The sequence below is a fragment of the Fuscovulum blasticum DSM 2131 genome (genome assembly GCF_003034965.1).
GTDB classification, from domain to species: domain Bacteria; phylum Pseudomonadota; class Alphaproteobacteria; order Rhodobacterales; family Rhodobacteraceae; genus Pseudogemmobacter; species Pseudogemmobacter blasticus.
In genome coordinates, this window is sequence record NZ_PZKE01000009.1 from 82,734 (window position 1) to 105,752 (window position 23,019).

A 23,019-nucleotide genomic window follows, 5' to 3' on the forward strand; every position below is an offset into this window, starting at 1 on the left:
GACCAGAGGTGCCATCATGACCGCCGAAACCATTGCCGGACTCCGCAAGGATCGCCTTGACGCCTTTGCCGCGCGTGAGGCGCGGCGCTTTGCGCAAGGCCGCCCGAAATCGGCCGAAGCTCAGGCCGAAGCCGCCGGTTTCTGGCTGGGCGGGGTGCCGATGCACTGGATGGCCGACTGGCCGATGCCGCACCTGCCGGTGATCGCCAAGGCCGAGGGCGCCCGCATCACCGATATCGACGGCTATCAGGTTGATGACTTCTGCCTGGGCGATACCGGCAGCATGTTCGGCCACAGCCCGAAGCCGGTGGCGAAGGCCATCCGCCATCAGGCGCGGCGCGGGCTGACCTATATGCTGCCCTCGTCGGACACGGCCGAGGCGGGGCGGCTTCTGTCCGAACGCTTCGGCCCCTTCCGCTGGCAGATCGCCACCACGGCGACCGATGCCAACCGCTTTGCCCTGCGGGTGGCGCGGGCGGTGACGGGGCGGCGCAAGGTTCTGGTGTTCAACGGCTGCTATCACGGCACCGTCGATGACGCGATGGTCACGCTGGATGGCACGGGCCGCACCATCACCCGGCCGGGCCTGCTGGGCCAGTTTGCCGATCTGGCCGAAGGCGCGGTCTGTGTCGAATTCAACGATCTGGCCGGGGTCGAAGCCGCGCTCAAGGCCGGCGACGTGGCCGCCGTGCTGACCGAGCCGGTGATGACCAACAGTTGCATGGTGCTGCCCGAAGCAGGCTTCCATGACGGGCTGCGGCAGCTGACCCGCCACTATGGCGCCCTGCTGATGATCGACGAGACGCATACGCTGTCTTCGGGTCTGGGCGGCTATACCCGCGTTCATTCGCTGTCGCCCGACATGTTCATCGTCGGCAAATGCGTGGCCGGCGGGATGCCGACCGCGGTCTGGGGCATGACCGATGACGTGGCACGCCGCTATGCCGAGGCGAACGCGAACCGCGCCTCGGGCCATTCCGGCATGGGCACCACGCTTTCGGCCAACCCGATGCAATTCGCCTGCCTGCGGGCGAACCTGTCCGAGGTGATGACGGAAAAGGCCTATGCCCATATGGAAAAGGGCGCGGACCGGCTGTCGCATGGGCTGTGGAAGGCGATCGAGCGGCATGGCCTGCCCTGGCATGTGGTGCGCGTGGGCGCGCGGGTCGAATTCATCTGCGCCCCCGGCCCGCTGAAGAACGGCGCCCAGGCGGCAACCGCGCATCAGCCCGCGGTCGAGGCGGCGCTGCATGTGGGCCTTCTGAACCGCGGCAGCCTGATCGCCCCCTTCCACAACATGATGCTGGTCAGCCCGGTCACGAAAAAGGGCCAGATCGACCGGCTGATCGCCAGCTTCGATGAAATCCTTTCCGACCTTTGCCCGAAAGACTGACATGACCGCCGCCGACGCCAGCCCCTCCGGTTCGACCCTTGCCGAAGCCGAGGCCTTTCTTGCCGCCCACCCCGAGATCGAGGCCTTCGACATCGTGCTGCACGATGCCAATGGCATCGGCCGGGGCAAGATCATCCGCCGGCATGAACTGCTGTCGTTCTACAAATCGGGGCGGCACCTGCCGATCTCGATCCTTGGCCTCGACATCGTGGGCGAGGATGTACACGAGACCGGCCTGATCTGGGATCAGGGCGACGGTGACCTGCGGGCCTGGCCCATTCCGGGCACGCTGGTGCCGCTGCACAACACCACGCCGCCGCGCGGCGAGGTGTTCATGTCGATGTACACGCTGGACGGGGTCAAGATGACCTCGGACCCGCGCCACGCGCTGCAACGGCAGGTCGATGCGCTGGCGGCGGAAGGGTTGCACCCGGCGGGCGCGTTCGAGCTGGAATTCTTCCTGTTGGACAACGACCGCGGGCCGGACGGCAAGATGCAGCCCGCCCGCGACGTGCTGGACGGCCGCAAGTCGCGCAAGACCGAGGTCTATTCGGTGGATCACCTGCACGGGATGATGCCGCTTTTCAACGACATCTATGCCGGCGCCAAGGCGGCCGGGATCACCGCCGAGACGATGATCAGCGAATACGCCCCCGGCCAGTATGAACTGACCCTGCACTACCGCACCGATGTGATGCAGGCCGCCGATGATGTGGTACGCCTGAAGCGGATCGTGCGGGCACAGGCGCGGGCGCATGGCGTGACGGCCTGTTTCATGGCCAAGCCGAACGAGGATTATGCCGGTTCGGGAATGCATTTCCATGTGTCCATGCTGGACGATGCCGGCAAGAACGTCTTTGTCGAGCCGGTCGAGGGCCAGTGGAACCCCACGCTGCTGCACGCCCTTGGCGGGTTGCGCGACACCATGGCGGAATCCATGCTGGTCTTTGCCCCACATGCCAATTCCTGGCGCCGCTTCGCCAGCCAGAGCTATGCGCCGGTCAGCCCAAGCTGGGGCGTCAACAACCGCTCGGTCGCGCTGCGCATCCCGGCGGGCGACATCCGCGCGCGGCGGATCGAACACCGGCCCTCGGGCGTGGATGCCAACCCCTATCTGGTGGCTGCCACCGTTCTGGCGGGCATCCGGCACGGGCTGGCCAACCGCATCGACCCCGGCCCCGAAACCACCGGCAACGGCTATGAAGACGGGCCGGACCATGCCGGCATCCCGTCCGACTGGAAATCGGCCATCGACGCGGCCAGGGCCTCGGCCTTCCTGAAGGATGCGCTTGGCGAAGACATGCACCGCACCTTTACCGCCATCAAGGCGGCGGAATACCAGCGGGTGATGCGGACGGTCAGCGAAGTGGACTTCGACCTTTATCTGCACACGGTCTGACGCCGGTCACGCCCAGCGGCAGGCCCCGGCGCAGACCGGGGCGGCGGCCACAATCGCGCGGGCGATCAGCGCCGGCACGTCAGGGTGCTGCCCGACAGCGGGCAGCAGGCGCCCGCCGAAGCCGGCCTCGGCCAGCGCGGCGGGCAGGTCGGTGGTGACATGGCCGCCCGGCATGGCAAAGAACGGCAGGCAGACCGCATCGGCGCCATAGCCCGTGGCCAGTGCCAGCCGCGGGGTCTGGTCGATGAAGGCGGCCGCAGCCTCGGCCCCGGTCGCGGCGGTGATGCGGGCGGCAAGATACCGGGCAATGGCCGAGGGCGCGGGAGATTTCGAAGATCCATGCGCCGCCAGCAGCACCCGCGCGGCACCGCTTTGCGCCGCGATGCGCACCGCCAGATCCTGCACCGCCGGATCGCAGCCGAAGGGTTCCAGCACCTGCCAGCCCGTCGCCCCCGCCTCGGCCAGACGGGCGGGGATCAGGTGGCGGGTGAACCATCCCCCGGCCATGAACAGCGGAAACACCACGCCGGGCGCGCGCCCCGCCGTGGCCCGCGCCAGCGCGCCGGGCTCCGCCAGCGTGGCGGCGGCAAGGTCATGGTCCGGCAGCAGGGCGGCCACCCGGTCGGCCAGGCGCGCCAGTTCGGCGGCCGCAGGCAGCGGGTCCGATGGCTGGCCATGCGCCACGATCAGCGCGGCGGTCATGCGGGCGCCCCGCCGGCCAGCCGGTCACGGCAATGGTCGATGAAGGCACGGATCGTCAACGCGCCCTTCGCGCCCTCGGTCAGCACCAGCCCCAGATCCAGCGGCGGCGGCCCTTGCAGCGGCACTGTCACCAGCGGCTGCCCGTCCGGCGCGGTTTCCGGTGCGGGGCGGATATTGGCGATGGAATAGCCGAACCCGTTGGCCACCATGGCCCGCATCACCCCGATGTCGCGCGTCCGCTCCACGATCTGCGGCTTCCGGCCCAGCGGGCGGAAGGTTTCCAGGAAGTAATCGGTGGAAAACGGCAGGTCGAGCAGCACCATCGGCAAGGGCGCAAGATCGGCGGGCGTCACGCTGGCACGGGCGGCCAGCGGATGCCCCACCGGCAACAGCGCATAGGGCGGCAGGCTGATCAGCGGCACGAAGGACAGGTCGGGCGGAATGTCCAGATCGTAGGTCAGCGCGACATCCAGCCGGGCCTGCCGCAACCCTTCAAAGATTTCGGCCTGATGATGTTCGGACTGGCGGAAATCCACCTCGGGGAAACGGGCGGTGAAGCTGCGGCGCAGGCCCGGCAGCAGCACCTGCGCAAAGGTCACAAGGCAGCCCACCGACAAGGGGCCGCGCACCTGCCCGGTGATGGCATTGGCCAGATCGTTCAGCCGCCCCGCCGCGGCCAGCACGGCACGGGCCTCGTCCACGAACTGCCGCCCGCCTTGCGTCAGCGACAGGCCCTGCGCATGGCGGCGCACGAACAGCGGCAGGCCGAATTCCTGTTCAAGCTGGGCAATCGCAGTCGAGATCGAGGGCGACGAGACATTCACCCGATCCGCCGCCGCGGCGATCGACCCGGTCTCGCCGACGGCGACCAGATATTCCAACTGTCGAAGGGTGAAGCGCAGCGCCATGCCCCGCAGGCTATCCGCCCGGCGGGCGGCGGGAAACCCCGTTTGTCACAGCCTATTCGTCGCCCGGCACACCGTAAGAGGGCGCCGCGCGCGGGTCACGGGCGCGCTGGACATAGGCCGCCATCTGCGGCGCATAAACCGCCCAGGCGCGGGCAACCTCTTGGATGGGCGTGGCGGCATCGGACCAGTCGGCGCGCAGGCTGGCCACCGGCCAGCTTTCGCGGTCAACCATCAGCAGCCCGGCGGATTGAACAGGCCCCGCTTCGCCCCCGGCGGCGGCCCCGGCCTGCAAGGCGGCGACCAGCCGGTCCCCGAAATCGCCCGCGGCGGCGGCAAAGCCCGCAACCATGGCCTGCGGCACGGTCGGGTTGGCCAGCAGATTGCCCCCCGCCACCACCCCCGGCCCTTCGGCCAGCGCCCAGACCCCCAGCGTCTGCGCGCCGGAATGGCAGGCGGTGCGGCCCTGCGCATCGACGCACAGAAGCTGGCGATAATCGACATGCGGCGCCTCGGCCACCACCTGCGCCATGGCCTGCGGCGCAGTCGCCCCGGCCTGCATCAGATCCAGCAACCGCGGCCCAAGAGCGGGATCGGTGATGTTCTGTGTTGCCGCCACCCCGACCCCGGCACGGGCATGTGCGCAGCGCGCGGCAACCGCCGGCGATGAGGACGAGATCACCATGCCGAAACGGCCGGTCGTCGGGCAGCGGGCAAGCAGGGAAAAGGTCATGCGGCAGCTTTCCGGGGCTGGCCGCCGGGGGCGCTTCGCCCCCCGGCAGCGAAACGGTCAATCGGGAATGACGGCGGTGGCGTCGATCTCGACCAGCCACTCGGGGCGGGCCAGGGCCACCACCACCAGGCCGGTGCATACAGGATGCACGCCGCGGATATAGTCGCCCATGGTGCGATAGACCGCTTCGCGGTGGCGGACATCGGTCAGATAGACCACCAGCTTGGTCACATGTTCCATCCGGCCGCCACATTCCTCGACCAGTTGGCGGATGTTCTGCATCACCTTGTGGGTCTGTTCGACCGGATCATGGCTGTCGATGTTCCTGGCGGTATCCAGATCCTGCGGGCACTGGCCGCGCAGGAAGATGGTGGTCCCGCGGGCCACCACGGCCTGCGCCAGATCATTGTCCAGCTTCTGCTCGGGGTAGGTGTCTTTCGTGTTGAACTTGCGGTGGCGGATATGGGCCATCATGGTCCTTTCGGGGTGTCTTGCGGCGTCTTGCGGGCCTGGCTTCAGGGCATCCGCGAGGCGATCCAGCGGGCGAAATCGTAATTCGGGCGTTCCAGATGGCTCAGGGCGCCCGGCACGGAGAGGCCGGCGCAAAGGCCGCGATAGACCCGCTCGACACAGCCCTTGTCCTCCAGGTTCACCTCATCCAGCAGCGTCTTCAACTGCGCCAGATGCGCTGGCGCCTCGGGGTCGGCGATCCAGTCCGCGCTCATCCCGCCGCCGAACAGCACATGCACCCGGCCGGGGCCTTTCGGCGTCAGCGACAGATACCAGAAATAGCCCGGCGTCAGGGTGATCAGCAGGCTGGGATAGATCGCCAGCAGCCAGGTGATCCGGCGTTCGTCGCCTTGCAGGGCGGTGTTCGACGGATGCGCCAGCGACAGCGGCAGCGAATCGTTCTTGACGATCCAGTGGTGGTTGAAGGCGGCATCGCCTTCAGGGCAGGTCATCAGGTTCAGGTCGCAGGTGCCGCCGATGGTGGCCTCATGGCAGACCGGCAGGTGGTAGCTTTCCATGAAATTCTCGGCCAGCACCTTCCAGTTGGTGTCCCAGTCGAACTCTTCGCGGAAGACCTCGGAATAGGTTTCCATCGGCAGATAGCCGACCAGCCGGTCCACCCCGGCCAGCGTTTCCGCCGGGGGCGGCGCGTCGGGGTTCAGCGTGACCATGATCCAGCCGCGCCAGTTTTCCACCCGAATCGCCGGCAGGCGGATCTGGTCGCGACAGAAACTTTCGTTCCGGGCCATCGCGGGGGCACCGCGCAGGCTGCCATCCAAGTTGTAGGTCCAGGCATGGTAGCTGCAGACGATGCTGCGCACATTGCCGCGGCCTTGCAGCAGGGTGCTCATCCGGTGGCGGCAGACGTTCGACAGGCCGCGCAAACTGCCGTCACGGTCGCGCAGGATGATGACCGGCTCGCCCGCGATCTCCATCGTCAGATAGTCGCCGGGGTTCGGCAGCGCCTCGGCCCGGCCCGCACACAGCCATTCGGCGGCAAAGATGTGGCGGCTTTCCAGCTCGGCAAAGGCTGGCGAGGTATAGACCGATTTCGGCATGGCCTGCGCACGTTCGAACGGCAGCGCGACATTGGCGCGCAATTCCTGCAAGGCGGGGTCATGTGCGGTCATGGGGCGGCCTTTTGCGAACGGGGATCGGGGGACACAGGAAAGAAATCACCCAGATTCACGTTTTGGAAAAGGACGTTGTGGCAGAGCCGTGATTAGGTTGCGCCTAAGCAGGGGCGAAATGCCGGCGCACGGCGGCGGCCACCGCCTCGGCCAGCACGGGGTTCGCCTCGGGGCCGTAGTGAACACCGTCGATCGGGCTGACGCGAACCATGGCCCCGGCATCCAGCCAGGGCACGCCGATGCGCTGCGCCATCTCGGCGATGCGCGCGCCCAGAACCTGAGATTTCGCCGCCCCGCCCCGGAACATCCCGGCCAGCACGCCGACCTCAAGAACAGGCGGCGGCGCGATCAGCAGAACACCGGGGGCGGCCCCGCCCGGGCCGGCGCCCGAGGTGCGGATCACCCCGACCAGCCGTTCCAGCGACAGGGCGATGTCATCGGCATTAACCGAAAAGCGATCTTTCAGGTCATTGGTGCCCAGCATGACCACCACCGCATCAACCGGGCGATGCGATTCCAGAAGTGCTGGCAGCACCCGCAGCCCGTTGCGATGTGCGCCTTCGATCGGGTCGTCATGCAGCGTGGTGCGGCCGGGGTGGCCTTCGGCGATCACCTCCCAATCGGGCAGCAGGGCGCGCAGGCGGCCGGGCCAGCGTTCGCCGGGGCCATAGCGGCCCTGATCGCCCAGCGAAGCCACCGGCATCGTGCCATGGGTGTTGGAATCGCCAAACAGAAGCAGGGTGCGTGTCATGTGGTCCCTCATGCAGCCGGGCGCCCAGCTTAACCGGGTCTGGCCGCAGGGAAAGGCCCCAAGACCTTTCCTCTTGGCCCAAATACCTCGGGGGTAGCGCGGAACGCGCGCGGGGGGCAGCGCACCCCTGCCTGCAGTTACCGGGGGCGCAACGCCAGCAGATCCTGCACCGTGCCGGCCGGGCGGCACAGACGGGTGCCCCAGGGCGTTGCAATGAAGGGCCGTTCGACCAGCGTCGGATGCACGACCATGGCCTCGATCAGCCCCTGTTCCGACATCTCGGGCGCGGTCAGGCCCATGTCTTCCGCCGGCGTGCCGCGGGTGCGCAGCGCCTGCCGCGCGGTCAGCCCGGCGTCGGCGAAAAGCCTGCGCAGGTCTTCCGCCCGCCAGCCCGGCTTGCGCGCGTCAATCACCTGCAGGGTCAGCCCCGCCTCGCGCAGGGCGGCCAGCACCTTGCGCGAGGTGCCGCAGTTCGGGTTGTGCCAGATCGTGACGGTCATGGGATCACCTCGAATCTATCGACATCCACCAGCCCGTGATCGGTGATCTTGAGATGCGGGATCACCGGCAGGGCCAGGAAGGCCAGTTGCAGGAAGGGTTCCTCAAGCGTGACGCCAAGGCTGTGGGCGGCGGCGCGCAGGGGGATGAGGGCATCGCGCACCTCTTCGAAGGACAGCAGGCTCATCAGCCCGGCCACCGGAAGGGCCAGTTCCGCCAGCACCTTGCCGCCTTCGGCCACGACAAACCCGCCCTCGATCTCGGTCAGGCGGTTGGCGGCCAGCGCCATGTCGGCGTAATCGGCGCCCACGACGGCAATGTTGTGGTGATCATGGCAGACGGTCGAGGCGATGGCGCCGCGTTTCAGCCCGAAGCCCTGCACGAAGCCGGTGGCGCGGTTGCCGTTGCGGCCATGGCGTTCGATCACCGCGATTTTCACCAGATCGCGGTCCGGATCGGGGCGCTTGTCACCATCGACCGGCGGGATGTCGAAGGTCAGGTGCGGCGTGATGATCTTGCCGGGCAGGATGCCGATCACCGGGGTTTCCACCCGGTTGCCGCCGGTGCGGAAATCCTGCGGCGTCACCCGTGGCGCCTTGACCGAGGCGCGGGCGACGGGCGCGGTGGTCGGCCTTGCGGCAAAGGCGGCGGGGGTCAGTTCCACCCCGCGGGCAAAGACGCGGCTGGCGTGGCAGGTTTCCAGACTGTCGATCACCGCGATGTCGGCGCGCTTGCCCGGCGCGATCAGCCCGCGGTCCTTGAGCCCGAAGGCCTCGGCCGCCGAAAGGCTGGCGGCGCGATAGACGGCAAGCGGCGGGCAGCCCAGCGCGATCAGGCTGCGGATCATGTAATCCAGATGGCCGTGTTCGGCGATGTCCAGCGGGTTGCGGTCATCGGTGCAGAGGCAAAGATAGGGGGAATGGCGTTCCGTCAGGATCGGGGCCAGCGCGTGCATGTCCTTGGAAACGCTACCTTCCCGGATCAGGACGCGCATCCCCTTGCGCAGTTTTTCCAGCGCCTCGGCCGCCGTGGTCGCCTCATGTTCGGTGCGGATGCCGGCCGCGATATAGCCGTTCAGATCGGCGCCGCGGAGGAGGGGGGCGTGGCCGTCGATGTGGCGGCCGCGGAAGGCTTGCAGCTTGGCGAGACAGGCTTCGTCCTTCATCAGCACGCCGGGGAAATTCATGAATTCCGCCAGTCCGATGACCTGCGGATGGTCCTTCAGCGGCAGAAGATCGGCGGCGTCCAGACGCGCGCCCGCGGTTTCCATATGGGTCGAGGGCACGCAGGAGGACAGTTGAACCCGGATGTCGATCAGGGTTTGTGCTGCAGAATCAAGGAAATACCGGATGCCGGTCAGGCCGCAGACATTGGCGATTTCATGCGGGTCGCAGATCACCGTGGTCACGCCGCGCGGGCCGACGCAGCGGTCGAATTCATGCGGGGTGACAAGCGAGCTTTCGATATGCAGGTGGGTGTCGATGAAACCCGGCACCAGCACCTGACCGGAAACGTCTGTTTCGCGTATGCCTGTATAGCTGCCAAACGTACCGACGATGGTGTCACCACAGATCGCCACATCGGTTTCGACCAGATCGCCGGTGATCAGGTCGAAGACGCGGCCGCCCTTCAGCACCAGATCGGCGGGGGTCAGGCCACGGCCCTGGTCGATCAGGCGGGATAGCGGTTCTTGCATGGGGCACCTCCGGGCGGACAGCAAAGCCGCAAGGCAAGGCGGCGTCCAGAGGGATTGCGCCCCGGCGGTCCGCGTGATTCATCGTAACCGGAAGGAGACCGCGATGCCCACCCATGACCGGCCGCTGCGCGGCATTGCGCTGAAACTTGGCTCGGTGCTGATCTTCATCGTGATGTCGGCGATGATCAAGACGACCTCGGCCCATGTGCCCGGCGGGCAGGCGGTGTTCTTCCGGTCGTTCTTTGCCATTCCGGTGATCGTGGGCTGGCTGCTGTGGAGGCGCGAGCTGTCATCGGGGCTGCGGACGGACAACCCGCTGGGCCATGTCTGGCGCGGCTTTGCCGGGACGGTGGCCATGGGCCTTGGCTTTGCCAGCCTGGGCTATCTGCCGCTGCCCGAGGTGACGGCCATCGGCTATGCCGCGCCGCTGCTGACGGTGATCTTTGCCGCGATGTTCCTGGGCGAGGAAGTCCGCGCCTTCCGCATCGGGGCGGTGGCGCTGGGGCTGCTGGGGGTGCTGATCGTGCTCAGCCCCCGGCTTTCGGTGCTGCACGGCGCGGAAACCGGCCATGCCGAGGCCTTCGGCGCCAGCCTTGTGCTGACCAGCGCGGTCTTTGCCGCCCTGGCGCAGGTGTTCGTGCGCAAGCTGGTGCAGACCGAACAGACCCCGACCATCGTGTTCTGGTTTTCCGTGACCGCAACCGTGCTGTCGCTGGCCACCCTGCCCTTCGGCTGGGTCTGGCCCACTCCGGGCGAGACGGCGTTCCTTGTCGGCTCGGGGCTGCTGGGGGGTGTGGGGCAGATCCTGCTGACATCAAGCTACCGCGAGGCGGATGCCTCGCTGGTGGCGCCGTTCGACTATGCCTCGATGATTTTTGCGCTGCTGATCGGCTATTTCATCTTTGCCGAGGTGCCGACGCTGACCATGCTGGGCGGGGCGACGCTGGTCATTCTGGCGGGCATCCTGATCATCTGGCGCGAACGCCGGCTGGGGCTGGAACGCGCCCGCCAGCGCAAGGCGATGACACCGCAGGGATAGGCTACCCCTGCCGGGCGGGGGCGTTCTGGTCGATCAGATAGCGGTGCGACAGCGGAATGGCCGCCGCGCCAAGGGCGCGGGCATCCGCCCCCACGGTGCCTTCGCGGATGACGGGCGGATCGACGCCGGCCAGATCCAGCGCCTTGAACGCCGCTTCGGTGGCCTGCACCAGTTCGGCGCGCACCGAGACAGGCATCCAGCCATCCAGAATGACGGCCTCGATTTCGACCAGGGCGGCGGCGTTCAGCGTGGCATGGGCAAGGCCCTGCGCGGCGCTGGCAAGCCAGCGGTCCAGCAGAGGGCGCGACACCTGCCAGTGCTGGTGCTGTTCCCAGATATGGTCGCTGGATTCGCCCGCCTCCTCCATCTTTTCGGCCAGCACGTTCAGCGAGGCCACTTCCAGCAGCCGAAGCAGGCGGCCATCGGGGCCGGGCACCAGCATGGGGCCAACGCCGGCGGCATTGCCGGTGCGGCCCAGGAAAAGCTGGCCGTTCATCACCAGCCCGCCACCGATGAAGGTGCCCAGATAGAAATGCAGGAAATCCTTGGGCCGGTCGCCGGTGCCGAAGATCAGCTCGGCCCCGCAGGCCGAGGTGGCATCGTTCTGCACATGCACCGGCAGGCCCAGCAGGGCCGACAGGTCGGCGCCGATGTCGCGGTGGCGCCAGGCATCCATTGCCTGTTGCGGGGCGCCGATGATGGTGACCCAGTTCCAGAGCTGGAACGGGATCGCCACCCCCATGCCGGTGACGCGGGCGCGTTCGTCGGCGCCCAGCGGGGCCACCAGCGCGGGCGCGGCCTCGGCCACGAAGGCCACCACGGCATCGGGCGTGGGGTAGCGATAGGTCTTGCGGCGGGCGGCGCGGATGCGACCGAGAAAGTCGATCAGGATCAGGTCGGCCGACCGGCGCCCGACCTTGAGCCCGAAGAAGAACGCCCCCCCGGCGGCCAGCGACATGGGCACCGAAGGCTGGCCCACGCGGCCCCGGATCGGCTCGCCCCGGGTCAGCAGCCCGTCCTGTTCCAGTTGCCGCATGATGACCGACACGGTTTGCGCCGAAAGCCCGGTCATGCGGGCGATGTCGGATTTCGCCAGCGCCTCATGCCGGCGCACCAGGCTGAGGACCAGACGTTCGTTATGCGCCCGCATCCCCGACTGGTTGGTGCCGCGCAGACCCGCCTCATCCGGCACGGGTCGCAGGTCGGCGGCGGTGTCGACGGCGTATCTCACGTTTCCCCCCAATCCCCGCCGGTGCGCGGGGTCTGACCAGAGTGCGGAGGAAACGGGCAATCTGTCAATAATAAATCAGAGTGATTTAATTATCTTGACGCAAGGGCGGGAATCGGCTTTCCTGTGCCCGTCGCAGCGGGAGAGACGGGCTGCGCCAGGAATCGAAACGGGGGGCGCCTGCCCCCTTCCGTGGGAGGAAGCAGATGAAATTCACCACCAAGGCCCTGATGGGCGCAGCCACTGTTGCGCTGCTGTCGGCGGCGCCGGCGCTGGCCGATGGCGTGACCGCGTGCCTGATCACCAAGACCGACACCAACCCGTTCTTCGTGAAGATGAAGGAAGGCGCCGAGGCCAAGGCCAAGGAACTGGGCGTCACGCTGAAAGCCTATGCCGGCAAGGTGGATGGCGACCATGACAGCCAGGTTGCGGCGATTGAAAGCTGCATCGCCGATGGCGCCAAGGGCATCCTGATTGCCGCCTCGGACACCAAGGCGATCGTCGATCAGGTGAAGAAGGCACAGGCCGCCGGCATGGTGGTGATCGCGCTGGACACGCCGCTTGACCCGGCCGATGCCGCCGACGCCACCTTCGCCACCGACAACCTTGAGGCCGGCAAGCTGATCGGGGCCTGGGCCGCCGCCACGCTGGGCGACAAGGCCAAGGATGCCAAGGTGGGCTTCCTGGACCTGACGCCGTCGCAGCCCACGGTGGACGTGCTGCGCGACCAGGGCTTCATGATCGGCTTCGGCATCGACCCGAAAGACCCCGCCAAGATTGGCGACGAGGATGATCCGCGCATCGTGGGCCATGACGTGACCAACGGGAACGAGGAAGGCGGCCGCAAGGCGATGGAGAACCTTCTGCAGAAAGACCCCGACATCAACGTGATCCACACGATCAACGAACCCGCCGCCGTGGGCGCCTATCAGGCGCTGAAGGCCGTGGGCAAGGAGAACGACGTGCTGATCGTGTCGGTCGATGGCGGCTGCCCCGGCGTGGCGGCGGTGAAGGACGGCCAGATCGGCGCCACCTCGCAGCAATACCCGCTGATGATGGCCGCGCTGGGCGTGGAAGCGATCAAGAAATGGGCCGACGAAGGCGTGAAGCCGCAGCCGACCCCGGGCAAGGACTTCTTCGATACCGGCGTGACCCTGGTCACCGACAAGCCGGCCGAAGGCGTGCCCTCGGTCGATACCGCCAAGGGCACCGAGCTGTGCTGGGGCTGAGGCGGACCGCCTGATCCGAAAATCTTGTGCGGGGGCCGGTGCCCCTGCATGATCCCGCTCGGGGAGGAGGGCGGCCTTCTGGGGCCGCCCTTGTTGCAAGCGTCGGCAGGTTTGCCGGGGGACAAGGGGGGAAGATGAGCCAGCCACAGGAATTCGAGAAGGTTCTGACCGGCAGCGCGACGACCGTCGCACAGTTCGAGGAACCGAAAAGCGGGCTGAAGAAGTTGCAGCACATGCTGCACGGCAACCCGGCCCTGGTGCCGCTGATCGTGCTGGTGGCGCTGGTGTTGTTCTTTGGCATTGCCAAGGGCGAGCGGTTCTTTTCCGCCTATACGCTGACGCTGATCATGCAGCAGGTCGCGGTGGTGGGCATCCTGGCCGCGGCGCAGACGCTGGTGGTGCTGACGGCGGGGATCGACCTGGCCATCGGCGTGATCATGGTCTTTTCCTTCGTCATCATGGGCAACGCCGTGCTGTCCTATGGCCTGCCCTGGCCGCTGGCCATTCTGGCCGGATTTGCGATGGCGGGCTTCTGGGGCTTCGTGAACGGCTTCCTCGTCTCGCGGCTGAAGCTGCCGCCGTTCATCGTGACGCTGGGCACCTGGAACATCGTGATGGCGATCTGCCTGATCTATTCCGCCAACGAGACGATGCGCGAAGCCGACCTGACCGCCATCACCGGGGCGCTGCACATCTTCGGCACGCCGATCAAGATTGGCGGCGCGGTGATCACGCTGGGCGTGCTGGCGATGATCGGGCTGTATGTCGCGCTGTGGTACATGCTGAACTACACCGCCTTCGGCCGCCACATCTATGCCGTGGGCGATGATTCCGACGCCGCCGACCTGGCCGGTATCCGCAGCAACAACATCCTGCTGAAGACCTATACGCTGGCGGGGCTGATCGCGGGGCTGGCGGCCTGGGTGTCGATCGGGCGGAACGGGTCGATCTCGCCCTCTACGGTGACGACCGACTACAACCTTCAGGCCATCACCGCCACGGTGATCGGGGGCATCTCGCTGTTCGGCGGGCGCGGCTCGATCCTGGGGGTGCTGTTCGGCACGCTGATCGTGGGCGTGATGAGCATGGGCCTGAACATGCTGAACGCCGATCCGCAATGGAAGGTGCTGCTGACGGGTGGGCTGATCATCGGCGCGGTTGCCGTGGACCAGTGGATCCGCAAGGTCTCGGGCTGAGGGAGAGCGACAGATGGAACCCATTCTCACCGGACGCGGGCTGGTCAAGCGCTATGGCCGCGTCACCGCGCTGGACCATGCCGATTTCGACCTGTACCCCGGCGAAATCCTGGCGGTGATCGGCGACAACGGCGCCGGAAAATCCACCCTGATCAAGGCGCTGTGCGGCGCCGTGGTCCCGGACGAGGGCGAGATCCGGCTGGAAGGCCAGCCCGTCCATTTCACCAACCCGATGCAGGCCCGCGATGCCGGTATCGAAACGGTGTACCAGACGCTTGCCATGTCGCCCGCGCTGTCGATCGCGGACAACATGTTCATGGGGCGCGAACTGCGCAAACCGGGCCTGATGGGCAAGGTGTTCCGCCAGCTTGACCGCCCGCGGATGGAGGCTTTCGCCCGACAGAAGCTGTCGGAGCTGGGGCTGATGACGATCCAGAACATCAACCAGGCGGTGGAAACGCTGTCGGGTGGCCAGCGGCAGGGCGTGGCCGTGGCGCGGGCCGCGGCCTTCGGGTCGAAGGTGGTGATCATGGACGAACCCACCGCGGCGCTGGGGGTCAAGGAAAGCCGCCGCGTGCTGGAGCTGATCCTGGATGTGAAGAAGCGCGGGCTTCCGATCATTCTGATCAGCCACAACATGCCGCATGTGTTCGAGGTGGCCGACCGCATCCACATTCACCGCCTTGGCAAGCGGCTGTGCGTGATCGACCCCAAGGAATACACCATGTCCGATGCGGTGGCCTTCATGACCGGCGCCAAGACGCCCGAGCATGTGATGGCATGACGCCGGACGGGCTGATCAAGCTGATCCGCGCCCGGGCCGATGGTCCGGGCCGGTTCCTGGTGGCGCTGGCCGGTCCGCCGGCCAGCGGGAAATCAACGCTGGCGGCCCGGCTGGCGGCCGACCTGGCGCCGGGCGCCCGCGTGGTGCCGATGGACGGTTTCCATTATGACGACGCGGTGCTGACCGCGCGGGGCCTGCGGGCGCGCAAGGGATCGCCGCCCACCTTTGATGCGGCGGGCTTCGTTCACCTGATCCGCCGCCTGCGGGCCGAGGATGAGGTGGCCATCCCGATCTTTGACCGCAGCATGGAACTGTCACGCGCGGCCGCCGATGTGGTGGGGCCGGAGGACCGCATCCTGATTGTCGAGGGCAATTATCTGCTGCTGGATCAGGCGCCGTGGAACGCGCTGCCGGCGCTGTTCGACCTGACGGTGTTCCTTGACGTGCCCGAGGCCGAACTGGTGCGCCGCCTGACCGCGCGCTGGCGCGACCACGGCAAGGACGACGCGGCGGCGCGCGACTGGATCGCGTCGAACGACCTGCCAAATGCGCTGACCGTGATCCGCGAGTCCCGCCCGGCCGAGATTGTTCTTCGGGGCGTCTGACGCGGTTTTCGGGCCGCAAACCCTTGACACCCCCCGCGATGTGCCCAAGTTGAGGCGAAACCCGCCGCGACGCGCGCGACAGCCGCCCGCCACGCCACGACGAGGAACACCGCCCGCATGTCCCCTGCCCTGATCGCCGCGCTTCCGTTCCTTGGCGCGCTTTTGCCTGCCATTGCCGCGCAGGCGGGCCGGTCGGCGGCGGCGCTGGCGGCGGGGGCCGTGACACTGGCCGCGCTGGCGGGGCTGCTGGCCCATGCGCCGGCGGTGCTGGCCGGCGGGACGGTCACGGCGCATCTGGACTGGGTGCCCTCGCTGGGGCTGGCCGCCAGTTTCCGGCTGGACGGGCTGTCGCTGATGTTCGCCGGGCTGATCCTGGGGATCGGGGCGCTGATCATCCTGTATGCCCGGTTCTATCTGGCCGAGGATGAGGATGTGGGGCGGTTCCTGTCCACGCTGCTGATGTTCCAGGGCGCGATGACCGGGGTGGTGCTGACCGACAACATCCTGATGCTGCTGGTGTTCTGGGAGCTGACCTCGCTGTCGTCCTTCCTGCTGATCGGCTGGTGGCAGGACCGGCCCGAAGGCCGGCAGGGCGCGCGGATGGCGCTGGCGGTGACGGGCGGCGGCGGGCTGGCGATGATTGCCGGGATGATGATCCTGGGCCAGATTGCCGGGACTTACGAGATTTCCGATATCATTGCCCGCGGGGCCGAGATCAAGGCAAGCCCGCTGTATCTGCCCGCGCTGGTGCTGATCCTGATCGGGGCCTTCACCAAATCGGCCCAGTTCCCGTTCCATTTCTGGCTGCCCCATGCCATGGCCGCGCCGACGCCGGTGTCGGCCTATCTTCATTCGGCAACCATGGTGAAGGCGGGGCTTTACCTGATGGCGCGGCTGTGGCCGGCGCTGGCGGGCACGCCGGAATGGACGGCGATTGTCGCCACCGCCGGGCTGGTGACCATGCTGGTCGGCGCCAAGATCGCGTTTTTCAAGGACGACCTGAAGGCGCTGCTGGCCTTTTCCACGGTCAGCCATCTGGGGCTGATCACCTTTCTGCTGGGGCTTGGCACCAAGGCGGCGGCCACGGCGGCGATGCTGCACATCCTGGCCCATGCCAGTTTCAAGGCGGCGCTGTTCATGGTGGCGGGGATCGTCGATCACGCCGCGCATACCCGCGACATCCGGCGGCTGGGCGGCCTGGCCCGCGCGATGCCGGTGACCTTTGCGCTGGCCGCGGTGGCCGCGCTGTCGATGGCGGGGATACCGCCGCTGAACGGCTTTCTGTCGAAAGAGGCGATGCTGACCGAGGCGGCGGCAAGCGGCCTTCTGGTGGCGGCGCTGGCGACCATCGGGGCGATGTTCTCGGTGGCCTATTCGCTGCGCTTTCTGGCGCATACCTTCCTGGGCAAGCCGCGAAAGGCGCTGGCGCATCCGCCGCATGACCCGGGCCCCGGCCTTTGGGCGGCGCCCGCGGTGCTGGTGGGGATCGTCATCGCGTCAGGCCTGCTGCCGATGGCGACCTTCGGCCCCTTTGTCGATGCGGCGGCGGGCGCGGTGACGGGCGGGCCGGTCCATGCCCATCTGGCGCTGTGGCACGGGCTGGAGCCGCCGGCGCTGTGGCTGTCGCTGGCGGCGGTGGGCGGCGGGCTGATGGTGCTGGGCGGCTGGCCGCGCCTGCGGGCGCTGTGGGATGCCGCCCCGCGCCCCGAGGCCAAGGCGATGTTCGATGCCACCCTGTCCGGGCTGGTTTCGCTGGCCCGCATGGTGACCGATGCACTGCACGGCGGCGGACTGCCGCGGGCGCTGGCGATCACCACGGCGGCGCTGCTGGCGGGCGGGGCCTGGGCCTTCCTGACGGGCAGCCACAGCCCCGGCACCCGCGCGATGTTGCCGCTTGAGGCCGCGCCGATGGTGGTCTGGGCGGTGCTGATGGCGGCCACGCTGGCGGTGGCCGCGCTGCACCGCAACCGCCTGCTGGCGCTGCTGTTGACCGGGATCGTCGGGCTGCTGCTGGCGGCGGCCTTCGCCTGGGCCTCGGCCCCCGATCTGGCGCTGACGCAGATCGCGGTCGAGGTGGTGGCGATCCTCTTGATGCTGCTGGCGCTGAACTTCCTGCCGCGCCAGACCCCGGTGGAAAGCAGCCGGCTGCGCCGCGCGCGCGATCTGGGGCTGGCCGCGCTGGCGGGGCTGGGCACCGGGGCGCTGGCCTTTGCGCTGATGACGCGCGAGGCGGCCTTTGCGCCGATTTCCGCCTTTCACTGGGCGCAGTCCAAGCCGGGCGCGGGCGGCACCAATGCGGTGAACACGATCATCGTCGATTTCCGCGGCTATGACACCTATGGCGAGATCATCGTGCTGGGCATCGCCGCGCTGGTGATCTTTGCGCTGGCCGAAACGCTGCTGGCCAGCCGCCGCGCCACCGCCCGGCTGGCCGCGCTGGACACCGGCGGCAACGCCGGCGATCCGCATCCGGTGATGACGGCGATCGGCCTGCGCTTCCTGCTGCCGATGGCGCTGATGGTGGGGGTGTATCTGTTCCTGCGCGGGCACAACCTGCCGGGCGGCGGCTTTGTGGCGGGGCTGGTCTTTGCCATTGCGCTGCTGCTGCAATACCTGGCCTCGGGCTATGTGTGGTCGTCGCGCCGCCGGCGGTTCGACAGCCATGCGCTGATCGGGGCGGGCGTGCTGGTCGCCACGGCCACGGGGGCCGGGGCCTGGGTGTTCGGCCTGCCGTTCCTGACCTCGGGCTATACCTATGTGAAACTGCCGGGGATCGAGAAGTTCGAGCTGGCCACCGCGGCGCTGTTCGATCTGGGCGTGTTCTTCTGCGTGCTGGGCGCGGTGCTGCTGGCGATTGCCACGCTGTCGCGGCTGGCCCAGCACACGCCCGACCGCGAAAGGAGGGGTGGCTGATGGAGGCCCTGTTCGCCATTGCCATCGGGGCGCTGACCTTTACCGGGGTCTATCTGATGCTGCGGCTGCGCAGCTTTCCGATGATCCTGGGGCTGACCTTCATTTCCTATGCGGTCAACCTGTTCCTGTTCATCTCGGGGCGGCTGCGCAGCGGGGCGGCGCCCATCGTCGGCACGACCGACACGCCGGCAGACCCGCTGCCGCAGGCGCTGGTGCTGACCGCCATCGTGATTTCCTTCGGCATGACCGCCGTCATCGTGATGATGTCGCTGGGCGCCCGGTTCGAGGGCGGCGATGACCGGGTTGATGGCGGCAGCGACGGGCCGGGCAACCGGCCGGAGACGACGCAATGACCGGCGACTGGATCATTGCCCCCGTGGTGCTGCCGGCGGCGCTGGCCGGGCTGGCGCTGCTGTTCGCGCGGCGAAACCTTGGCCTGGCGCGCGGCATTTCGCTGGCGGGCACGGGCGCGCTGCTGGCGCTGGCGATCTGGGCGGTGGCCACGACCGGCGACCCGCAGGTTTACCGGCTGGGCAACTGGCCGGCGCCCTTTGGCATCGTGCTGGTGCTGGACGGGCTGTCGGCCTTGATGCTGCTGCTGACGGCGGGGCTGGCCCTGACGGTTCTGGTGCAGGCCGTGACCACCGGGCGCGACCGGAAGGGCCCGCATTTCCATGCGCTTTGGCTGTTTCAGGTGATGGGGCTGAACGGCGCCTTCCTGACCGGCGACGCCTTCAACCTGTTCGTCTTTTTCGAAGTGCTGCTGATCGCGTCTTACGGGCTGATGGTGCATGGCGGCGGGGCCGGGCGTTACCGCGCCGGCATTGCCTATATCGCGGTCAATCTGGTGGGATCGACGCTGTTCCTGTTCGCGCTGGCCACCGTCTATGCGGTGATGGGCACGCTGAACATGGCCGATCTGGCCGTGAAGCTGGCCGAATTGCCGCCGGGCGATCAGGCGCTGATGCGGCTGGCGGCGGTGCTTTTGCTGATGGTCTTTGCCGTCAAGGGCGCGCTGGTGCCGTTGCAGGTCTGGCTGCCCGGCACCTATGCCAATGCGCCGGGCGTGGTGGCGGCGCTGTTTGCGGTGATGACCAAGGTCGGCGCCTATGCCGCCATCCGCTTTGGCACGCTGGTGTTTCCGCCCGGCAATGCCGCCACGGGCAATATCCTGTCTGACCTGATCCTGCCGGCGGCGGTGCTGACCATGGCCGTGGGCGGGCTGGGGGTGCTGGCCTCGCGCGGGGTGGCGCGGGTGGCGGGCTATGCGGCGATTGCCTCGATGGGCACGGCCTTTGTCGCCATCGCGGGCTTTACCGCGCCCGGCCTTGGCGCGGCGCTGTATTACATCGCCCATTCCACCTTTGCCGGGGCGCTGCTGTTCCTGGTGTCCGACCTTGTGACCGCCCGCAAACGCGGCGCGCGGCTGCCGGGCGGGCTGGCCGCGCTGTTCCTGGTTGCCGCGGTTGCGGTGGCCGGCCTGCCGCCGCTGTCGGGCTTTGTGGGCAAGCTGTTCGTGATGCAGGCCACGGCAGACCATGCCGCGCTGATCTGGTCGGCGGTGCTGGGCACATCATTCCTGCTGGTGCTGGGGCTGTCGCGCTGCGGATCAAGGCTGTTCTGGAAGGCGGACGACGCCCCTGCCCCACGGCTGAGCGCCGGCGAACTGGTCGGGCCGCTGTGGCTGACCGCGACGCTGGTCGGGATGACGGTCTGGGCCGCCCCGATCAGGGCGCATCTGGATGGCATCGTGGCCGGCCTGCTGAACCCGGCCGCGATCATCGCCGCCAATACGCTGGGGGCCGTGCCATGATCCGCCGTCTGATTCCGCATCCGGGCCTGTCGGTCTTTCTGGCGCTGTTCTGGCTGGTGCTGGCCAATAGCTGGACCACCGGCAGCCTGATCGTCGCGCTGTTTCTGGGCATCACCGTGCCGCTGATCACCCGGCCCTGGTGGCCGGACCGGCCGCGCGTGGCGCGGCCCTGGCTGCTGGTGCCCTATGCGCTGCTGGTGCTGTGGGATGTGATCGTTGCCAATTTCCAGGTGGCGCGGGTGATCCTGTTCCTGCCGAAAGATCGCATCCGGTCAACCTTCATTGCCGTGCCGGTCGATCTGACCGCGCCCGAAGCGATTTCCATCCTGGCCGGAACCATCACCATGACCCCCGGCACCGTCACCGCCGACTGGGCCGCCGACGGGCGCACGCTGCTGATCCACGCGCTGCACGCCCCCGACCCCGATGCCGTGCGCGACGACATCAAGACCCGCTACGAAGCCCGGCTGAAAAGGATTTTCGGATGATCCTCGGATATGCCCTGATCTTTGCCATGGGATGCTTTTCGCTGGCGCTGCTGATGAACCTCTGGCGCATCGCCAGCGCCCCCACCATGGCCGACCGCATCCTGGCCGTTGATACGATGACCGTGAACGTGATCGCGCTGATCACACTTTATGGCGCCTGGATGGGAACCTCGATCCTGTTCGAGGTGACGATGCTGCTGGCGATGACCGGCTTTGTCGCCACCGTGGCCTTTGCCAAGCACATCCTGCGCGGGAGCATCATCGAATGATCCTGATGGCACTGGAATGGGGCCTTGCGGCCATGCTGGTGGGGGGCGGGATCTTCGCGCTGATCGGAAGCTGGGGCCTGCTGCGCCTGCCAGACCCGATGCAGCGCCTTCATGCGCCGACCAAGGCCACCACCGTGGGCGTGGGCGCGGCGCTGGTCGCGTCGGGGCTGGGCCTGACGCTGACCGATGGCGTTATCTCGTTGCAAGAGGCGCTGGTCGCGGTGTTCCTGTTCGTGACCGCGCCCCTGTCGGCGCTGTGGCTGGCGCGGGTGCATCTGTGGCAGCGGGTGCCCAAGGACAGCCTGCCGCCGCCGGTCAGCGGCGACTGGGCGGTGTTTCACGGGGCCGATGCCGCCGATCCCGCCGGGCGGACCGGCGACGGACCGGCGCGATAGGCTAGAACAGCGCGGCGTTCAGCAGCAGGTGGACGCCGATGGAAGCAAGATAGCCCAGCGCCACCGCCCAGCTCCATTTCAGATGCGCGCCGAAGGTATAGACGCCGCGCGCCTGCCCCATCAGCGCCACCCCCGCCGCCGAGCCGATCGACAGCAGCGATCCGCCGGTGCCGCAGGTCAGCGTGATCAGCAGCCATTCGCCGTCGGACATCGACGGGTCCATCGTCAGCACGGCGAACATCAGCGGAATGTTGTCGATGATGGCCGACAGCACGCCCAGGATGACGTTCGCGGTTGTCGGACCCAGGTCGGTGAACAACAGTTCCGAGGCCAGCGAAAGATACCCCAGCACCCCCAGCCCGCCGACGGCAAAGATGATGCCGAAGAAGAACAGCAGCGTGTCCCATTCCACCCGCTGCACTTCCTTGAAACTGTCCAGCACGAACTCTTCGTCCTTGCGGCGCTGGCCGGTCAGCCGCAGCCAGTAGGAGAACATCTGCAACAGCCCCAGCCCCAACATCATGCCCAGCGCGGGCGGCAGGTGCAGGAAGTTCTTGAAGCTGACGGCAATGGCGATGGTCAGGCCGAACAGCGCCACCACGCCCCACATGCCGGGCTTGGCCTTGGCGCGGTCGGTCACGGCGGGGGGCTTTTCGTTCGGGATTGCGAAATACAGGATCACCGCCGGCACCGCCCAGTTCACCGCCGAGGGCAGGAACAGATCGAAGAACTCGAAGAAGCTGAGCTTTTCGGCCTGCCAGACCATCAGCGTGGTGATGTCTCCGAAGGGGCTGAACGCGCCCCCGGCGTTCGAGGCGACCACGGTCGAGATGCAGCCCAGCGTGACGAAGCGCGGATTGTCCCGCCCCAGCGCCATGACCACGGTGCCGATCACCAACGCCGTCGTCAGGTTGTCCAGCACCGAGGACAGGAAGAAGGCCAGCACGCCGGTCAGCAGGAACAGCGGCCGGTAGCCCAGGCCCCGGCCGATCAGCCAGGCGCGCAGCACGTCGAAGGTGCGGCGTTCCTCCATGGTGTTGACGTAGGTGATGGCCACCAGCAGGAACAGGAACAGCTCGCCATATTCCTCGATGATCTCGCGCGCGTGGCGGCCGGCGCTTTCGGTATCGCCCATGCCCAGGAAGGCCAGGCCGATCAGCGCCCAGATCAGACCCGCCGCCAGCATGACCGGCTTGGATTTCCGCATGTGGGTGGATTCTTCGAAGACCACCAGCAGATAGGCGGCCACGAAAATGATCACCGAGGCGATGCCCGCCCAGTGCGTTGTCAGATCAATCTCAGGCATGATGTCGCGAACCCCTCACGGCCCGTCTTGCGCGGGC

23 protein-coding genes are annotated in these 23,019 nt (G+C 67.8%); 13 read left to right on the forward strand and 10 right to left on the reverse strand.

Going from position 1 to position 23,019, the window contains the following annotated elements:
* The first annotated feature begins 16 nt into the window (after positions 1 to 16).
* Positions 17 to 1,393 carry an aspartate aminotransferase family protein gene (locus C5F44_RS10830; RefSeq protein ID WP_107673548.1) on the forward strand — a complete coding sequence of 459 codons (1,377 nt, stop codon included), beginning with the start codon at positions 17 to 19 and terminating at the stop codon, positions 1,391 to 1,393.
* Between the two features lies 1 nt (position 1,394).
* A complete protein-coding gene (locus C5F44_RS10835) occupies positions 1,395 to 2,792 on the forward strand; it encodes a glutamine synthetase family protein (protein WP_107673549.1) in 1,398 nt (465 codons plus the stop codon).
* 6 nt (positions 2,793 to 2,798) lie between these two features.
* Here the strand turns inward: C5F44_RS10835 and C5F44_RS10840 are convergent, their stop codons facing one another.
* From C5F44_RS10840 to ade, 8 genes are all read right to left on the reverse strand, one after another.
* A complete protein-coding gene (locus tag C5F44_RS10840; RefSeq protein WP_107673550.1) occupies positions 2,799 to 3,494 on the reverse strand; it encodes a sirohydrochlorin chelatase in 696 nt (231 codons plus the stop codon).
* Positions 3,491 to 4,402 carry a LysR family transcriptional regulator gene (locus C5F44_RS10845; protein ID WP_107673551.1) on the reverse strand — a complete coding sequence of 304 codons (912 nt, stop codon included), beginning with the start codon at positions 4,400 to 4,402 and terminating at the stop codon, positions 3,491 to 3,493. The genes C5F44_RS10840 and C5F44_RS10845 overlap by 4 nt, the downstream gene beginning before the upstream one ends.
* Positions 4,403 to 4,454: 52 nt before the next feature.
* The gene (locus C5F44_RS10850) at positions 4,455 to 5,132 is read right to left on the reverse strand and encodes a DUF1028 domain-containing protein (protein WP_107673552.1); all 678 of its coding nucleotides are present in this window, start codon (positions 5,130 to 5,132) and stop codon (positions 4,455 to 4,457) included.
* Between the two features lie 57 nt (positions 5,133 to 5,189).
* Positions 5,190 to 5,603: a RidA family protein gene (locus tag C5F44_RS10855; protein ID WP_107673631.1), complete on the reverse strand. Its 414-nt coding sequence runs from the start codon at positions 5,601 to 5,603 to the stop codon at positions 5,190 to 5,192.
* Between the two features lie 44 nt (positions 5,604 to 5,647).
* On the reverse strand, positions 5,648 to 6,772 hold the full coding sequence (locus C5F44_RS10860) for an aromatic ring-hydroxylating oxygenase subunit alpha (RefSeq protein ID WP_107673553.1): 1,125 nt from the start codon (positions 6,770 to 6,772) through the stop codon (positions 5,648 to 5,650).
* A gap of 103 nt (positions 6,773 to 6,875) precedes the next feature.
* Positions 6,876 to 7,523: a GDSL-type esterase/lipase family protein gene (locus tag C5F44_RS10865; RefSeq protein WP_107673554.1), complete on the reverse strand. Its 648-nt coding sequence runs from the start codon at positions 7,521 to 7,523 to the stop codon at positions 6,876 to 6,878.
* Between the two features lie 137 nt (positions 7,524 to 7,660).
* Entirely contained in the window at positions 7,661 to 8,023 is a 363-nt protein-coding gene (locus C5F44_RS10870) for an arsenate reductase family protein (RefSeq protein ID WP_107673555.1), read from the reverse strand.
* Positions 8,020 to 9,717: an adenine deaminase gene (gene ade / locus C5F44_RS10875; RefSeq protein ID WP_107673556.1), complete on the reverse strand. Its 1,698-nt coding sequence runs from the start codon at positions 9,715 to 9,717 to the stop codon at positions 8,020 to 8,022. Before ade ends, C5F44_RS10870 begins: the two co-directional genes overlap by 4 nt.
* 103 nt (positions 9,718 to 9,820) lie before the next feature.
* Between ade and C5F44_RS10880 the strand changes: the two genes are divergently transcribed.
* On the forward strand, positions 9,821 to 10,756 hold the full coding sequence (locus C5F44_RS10880; protein ID WP_107673557.1) for a DMT family transporter: 936 nt from the start codon (positions 9,821 to 9,823) through the stop codon (positions 10,754 to 10,756).
* Position 10,757: 1 nt separating this feature from the next.
* Here the strand turns inward: C5F44_RS10880 and C5F44_RS10885 are convergent, their stop codons facing one another.
* A complete protein-coding gene (locus C5F44_RS10885) occupies positions 10,758 to 11,906 on the reverse strand; it encodes an ROK family transcriptional regulator (protein ID WP_107673632.1) in 1,149 nt (382 codons plus the stop codon).
* A 284-nt stretch (positions 11,907 to 12,190) separates the two neighbouring features.
* On the opposite strand from C5F44_RS10885, the gene C5F44_RS10890 reads away from it, so the two are divergent.
* The 10 genes from C5F44_RS10890 to mnhG all read left to right on the forward strand — a co-directional run bounded on the left by C5F44_RS10890 (position 12,191) and on the right by mnhG (position 21,676).
* Positions 12,191 to 13,213: a sugar ABC transporter substrate-binding protein gene (locus C5F44_RS10890; RefSeq protein WP_107673558.1), complete on the forward strand. Its 1,023-nt coding sequence runs from the start codon at positions 12,191 to 12,193 to the stop codon at positions 13,211 to 13,213.
* 134 nt (positions 13,214 to 13,347) lie between these two features.
* Positions 13,348 to 14,409, forward strand: a complete 1,062-nt coding sequence (locus C5F44_RS10895; RefSeq protein ID WP_107673559.1) for an ABC transporter permease — start codon at positions 13,348 to 13,350, stop codon at positions 14,407 to 14,409.
* A 13-nt stretch (positions 14,410 to 14,422) separates the two neighbouring features.
* Positions 14,423 to 15,193, forward strand: coding sequence for an ATP-binding cassette domain-containing protein (locus C5F44_RS10900; protein ID WP_107673560.1), 771 nt, complete (start codon positions 14,423 to 14,425; stop codon positions 15,191 to 15,193).
* Positions 15,190 to 15,798 carry a nucleoside/nucleotide kinase family protein gene (locus C5F44_RS10905; protein WP_107673561.1) on the forward strand — a complete coding sequence of 203 codons (609 nt, stop codon included), beginning with the start codon at positions 15,190 to 15,192 and terminating at the stop codon, positions 15,796 to 15,798. The genes C5F44_RS10900 and C5F44_RS10905 overlap by 4 nt, the downstream gene beginning before the upstream one ends.
* Positions 15,799 to 15,915: 117 nt before the next feature.
* The gene (locus C5F44_RS10910) at positions 15,916 to 18,711 is read left to right on the forward strand and encodes a monovalent cation/H+ antiporter subunit A (RefSeq protein WP_107673562.1); all 2,796 of its coding nucleotides are present in this window, start codon (positions 15,916 to 15,918) and stop codon (positions 18,709 to 18,711) included.
* On the forward strand, positions 18,711 to 19,064 hold the full coding sequence (locus C5F44_RS10915; RefSeq protein WP_107673563.1) for a Na+/H+ antiporter subunit C: 354 nt from the start codon (positions 18,711 to 18,713) through the stop codon (positions 19,062 to 19,064). Before C5F44_RS10910 ends, C5F44_RS10915 begins: the two co-directional genes overlap by 1 nt.
* Positions 19,061 to 20,524: a monovalent cation/H+ antiporter subunit D gene (locus C5F44_RS10920; RefSeq protein ID WP_107673564.1), complete on the forward strand. Its 1,464-nt coding sequence runs from the start codon at positions 19,061 to 19,063 to the stop codon at positions 20,522 to 20,524. Before C5F44_RS10915 ends, C5F44_RS10920 begins: the two co-directional genes overlap by 4 nt.
* Positions 20,521 to 21,012 (forward strand): Na+/H+ antiporter subunit E, encoded by a 492-nt coding sequence (locus C5F44_RS10925; protein WP_107673565.1) that lies wholly within the window; start codon positions 20,521 to 20,523, stop codon positions 21,010 to 21,012. The genes C5F44_RS10920 and C5F44_RS10925 overlap by 4 nt, the downstream gene beginning before the upstream one ends.
* Entirely contained in the window at positions 21,009 to 21,281 is a 273-nt protein-coding gene (locus C5F44_RS10930) for a K+/H+ antiporter subunit F (protein WP_107673566.1), read from the forward strand. The genes C5F44_RS10925 and C5F44_RS10930 overlap by 4 nt, the downstream gene beginning before the upstream one ends.
* Positions 21,278 to 21,676 (forward strand): monovalent cation/H(+) antiporter subunit G, encoded by a 399-nt coding sequence (gene mnhG / locus C5F44_RS10935; protein WP_107673567.1) that lies wholly within the window; start codon positions 21,278 to 21,280, stop codon positions 21,674 to 21,676. Before C5F44_RS10930 ends, mnhG begins: the two co-directional genes overlap by 4 nt.
* Before the next feature lies 1 nt (position 21,677).
* Here mnhG and nhaD read toward each other — a convergent pair whose 3' ends face one another.
* Positions 21,678 to 22,982, reverse strand: a complete 1,305-nt coding sequence (gene nhaD / locus C5F44_RS10940) for a sodium:proton antiporter NhaD (protein ID WP_107673568.1) — start codon at positions 22,980 to 22,982, stop codon at positions 21,678 to 21,680.
* Positions 22,983 to 23,019 lie beyond the last annotated feature (37 nt).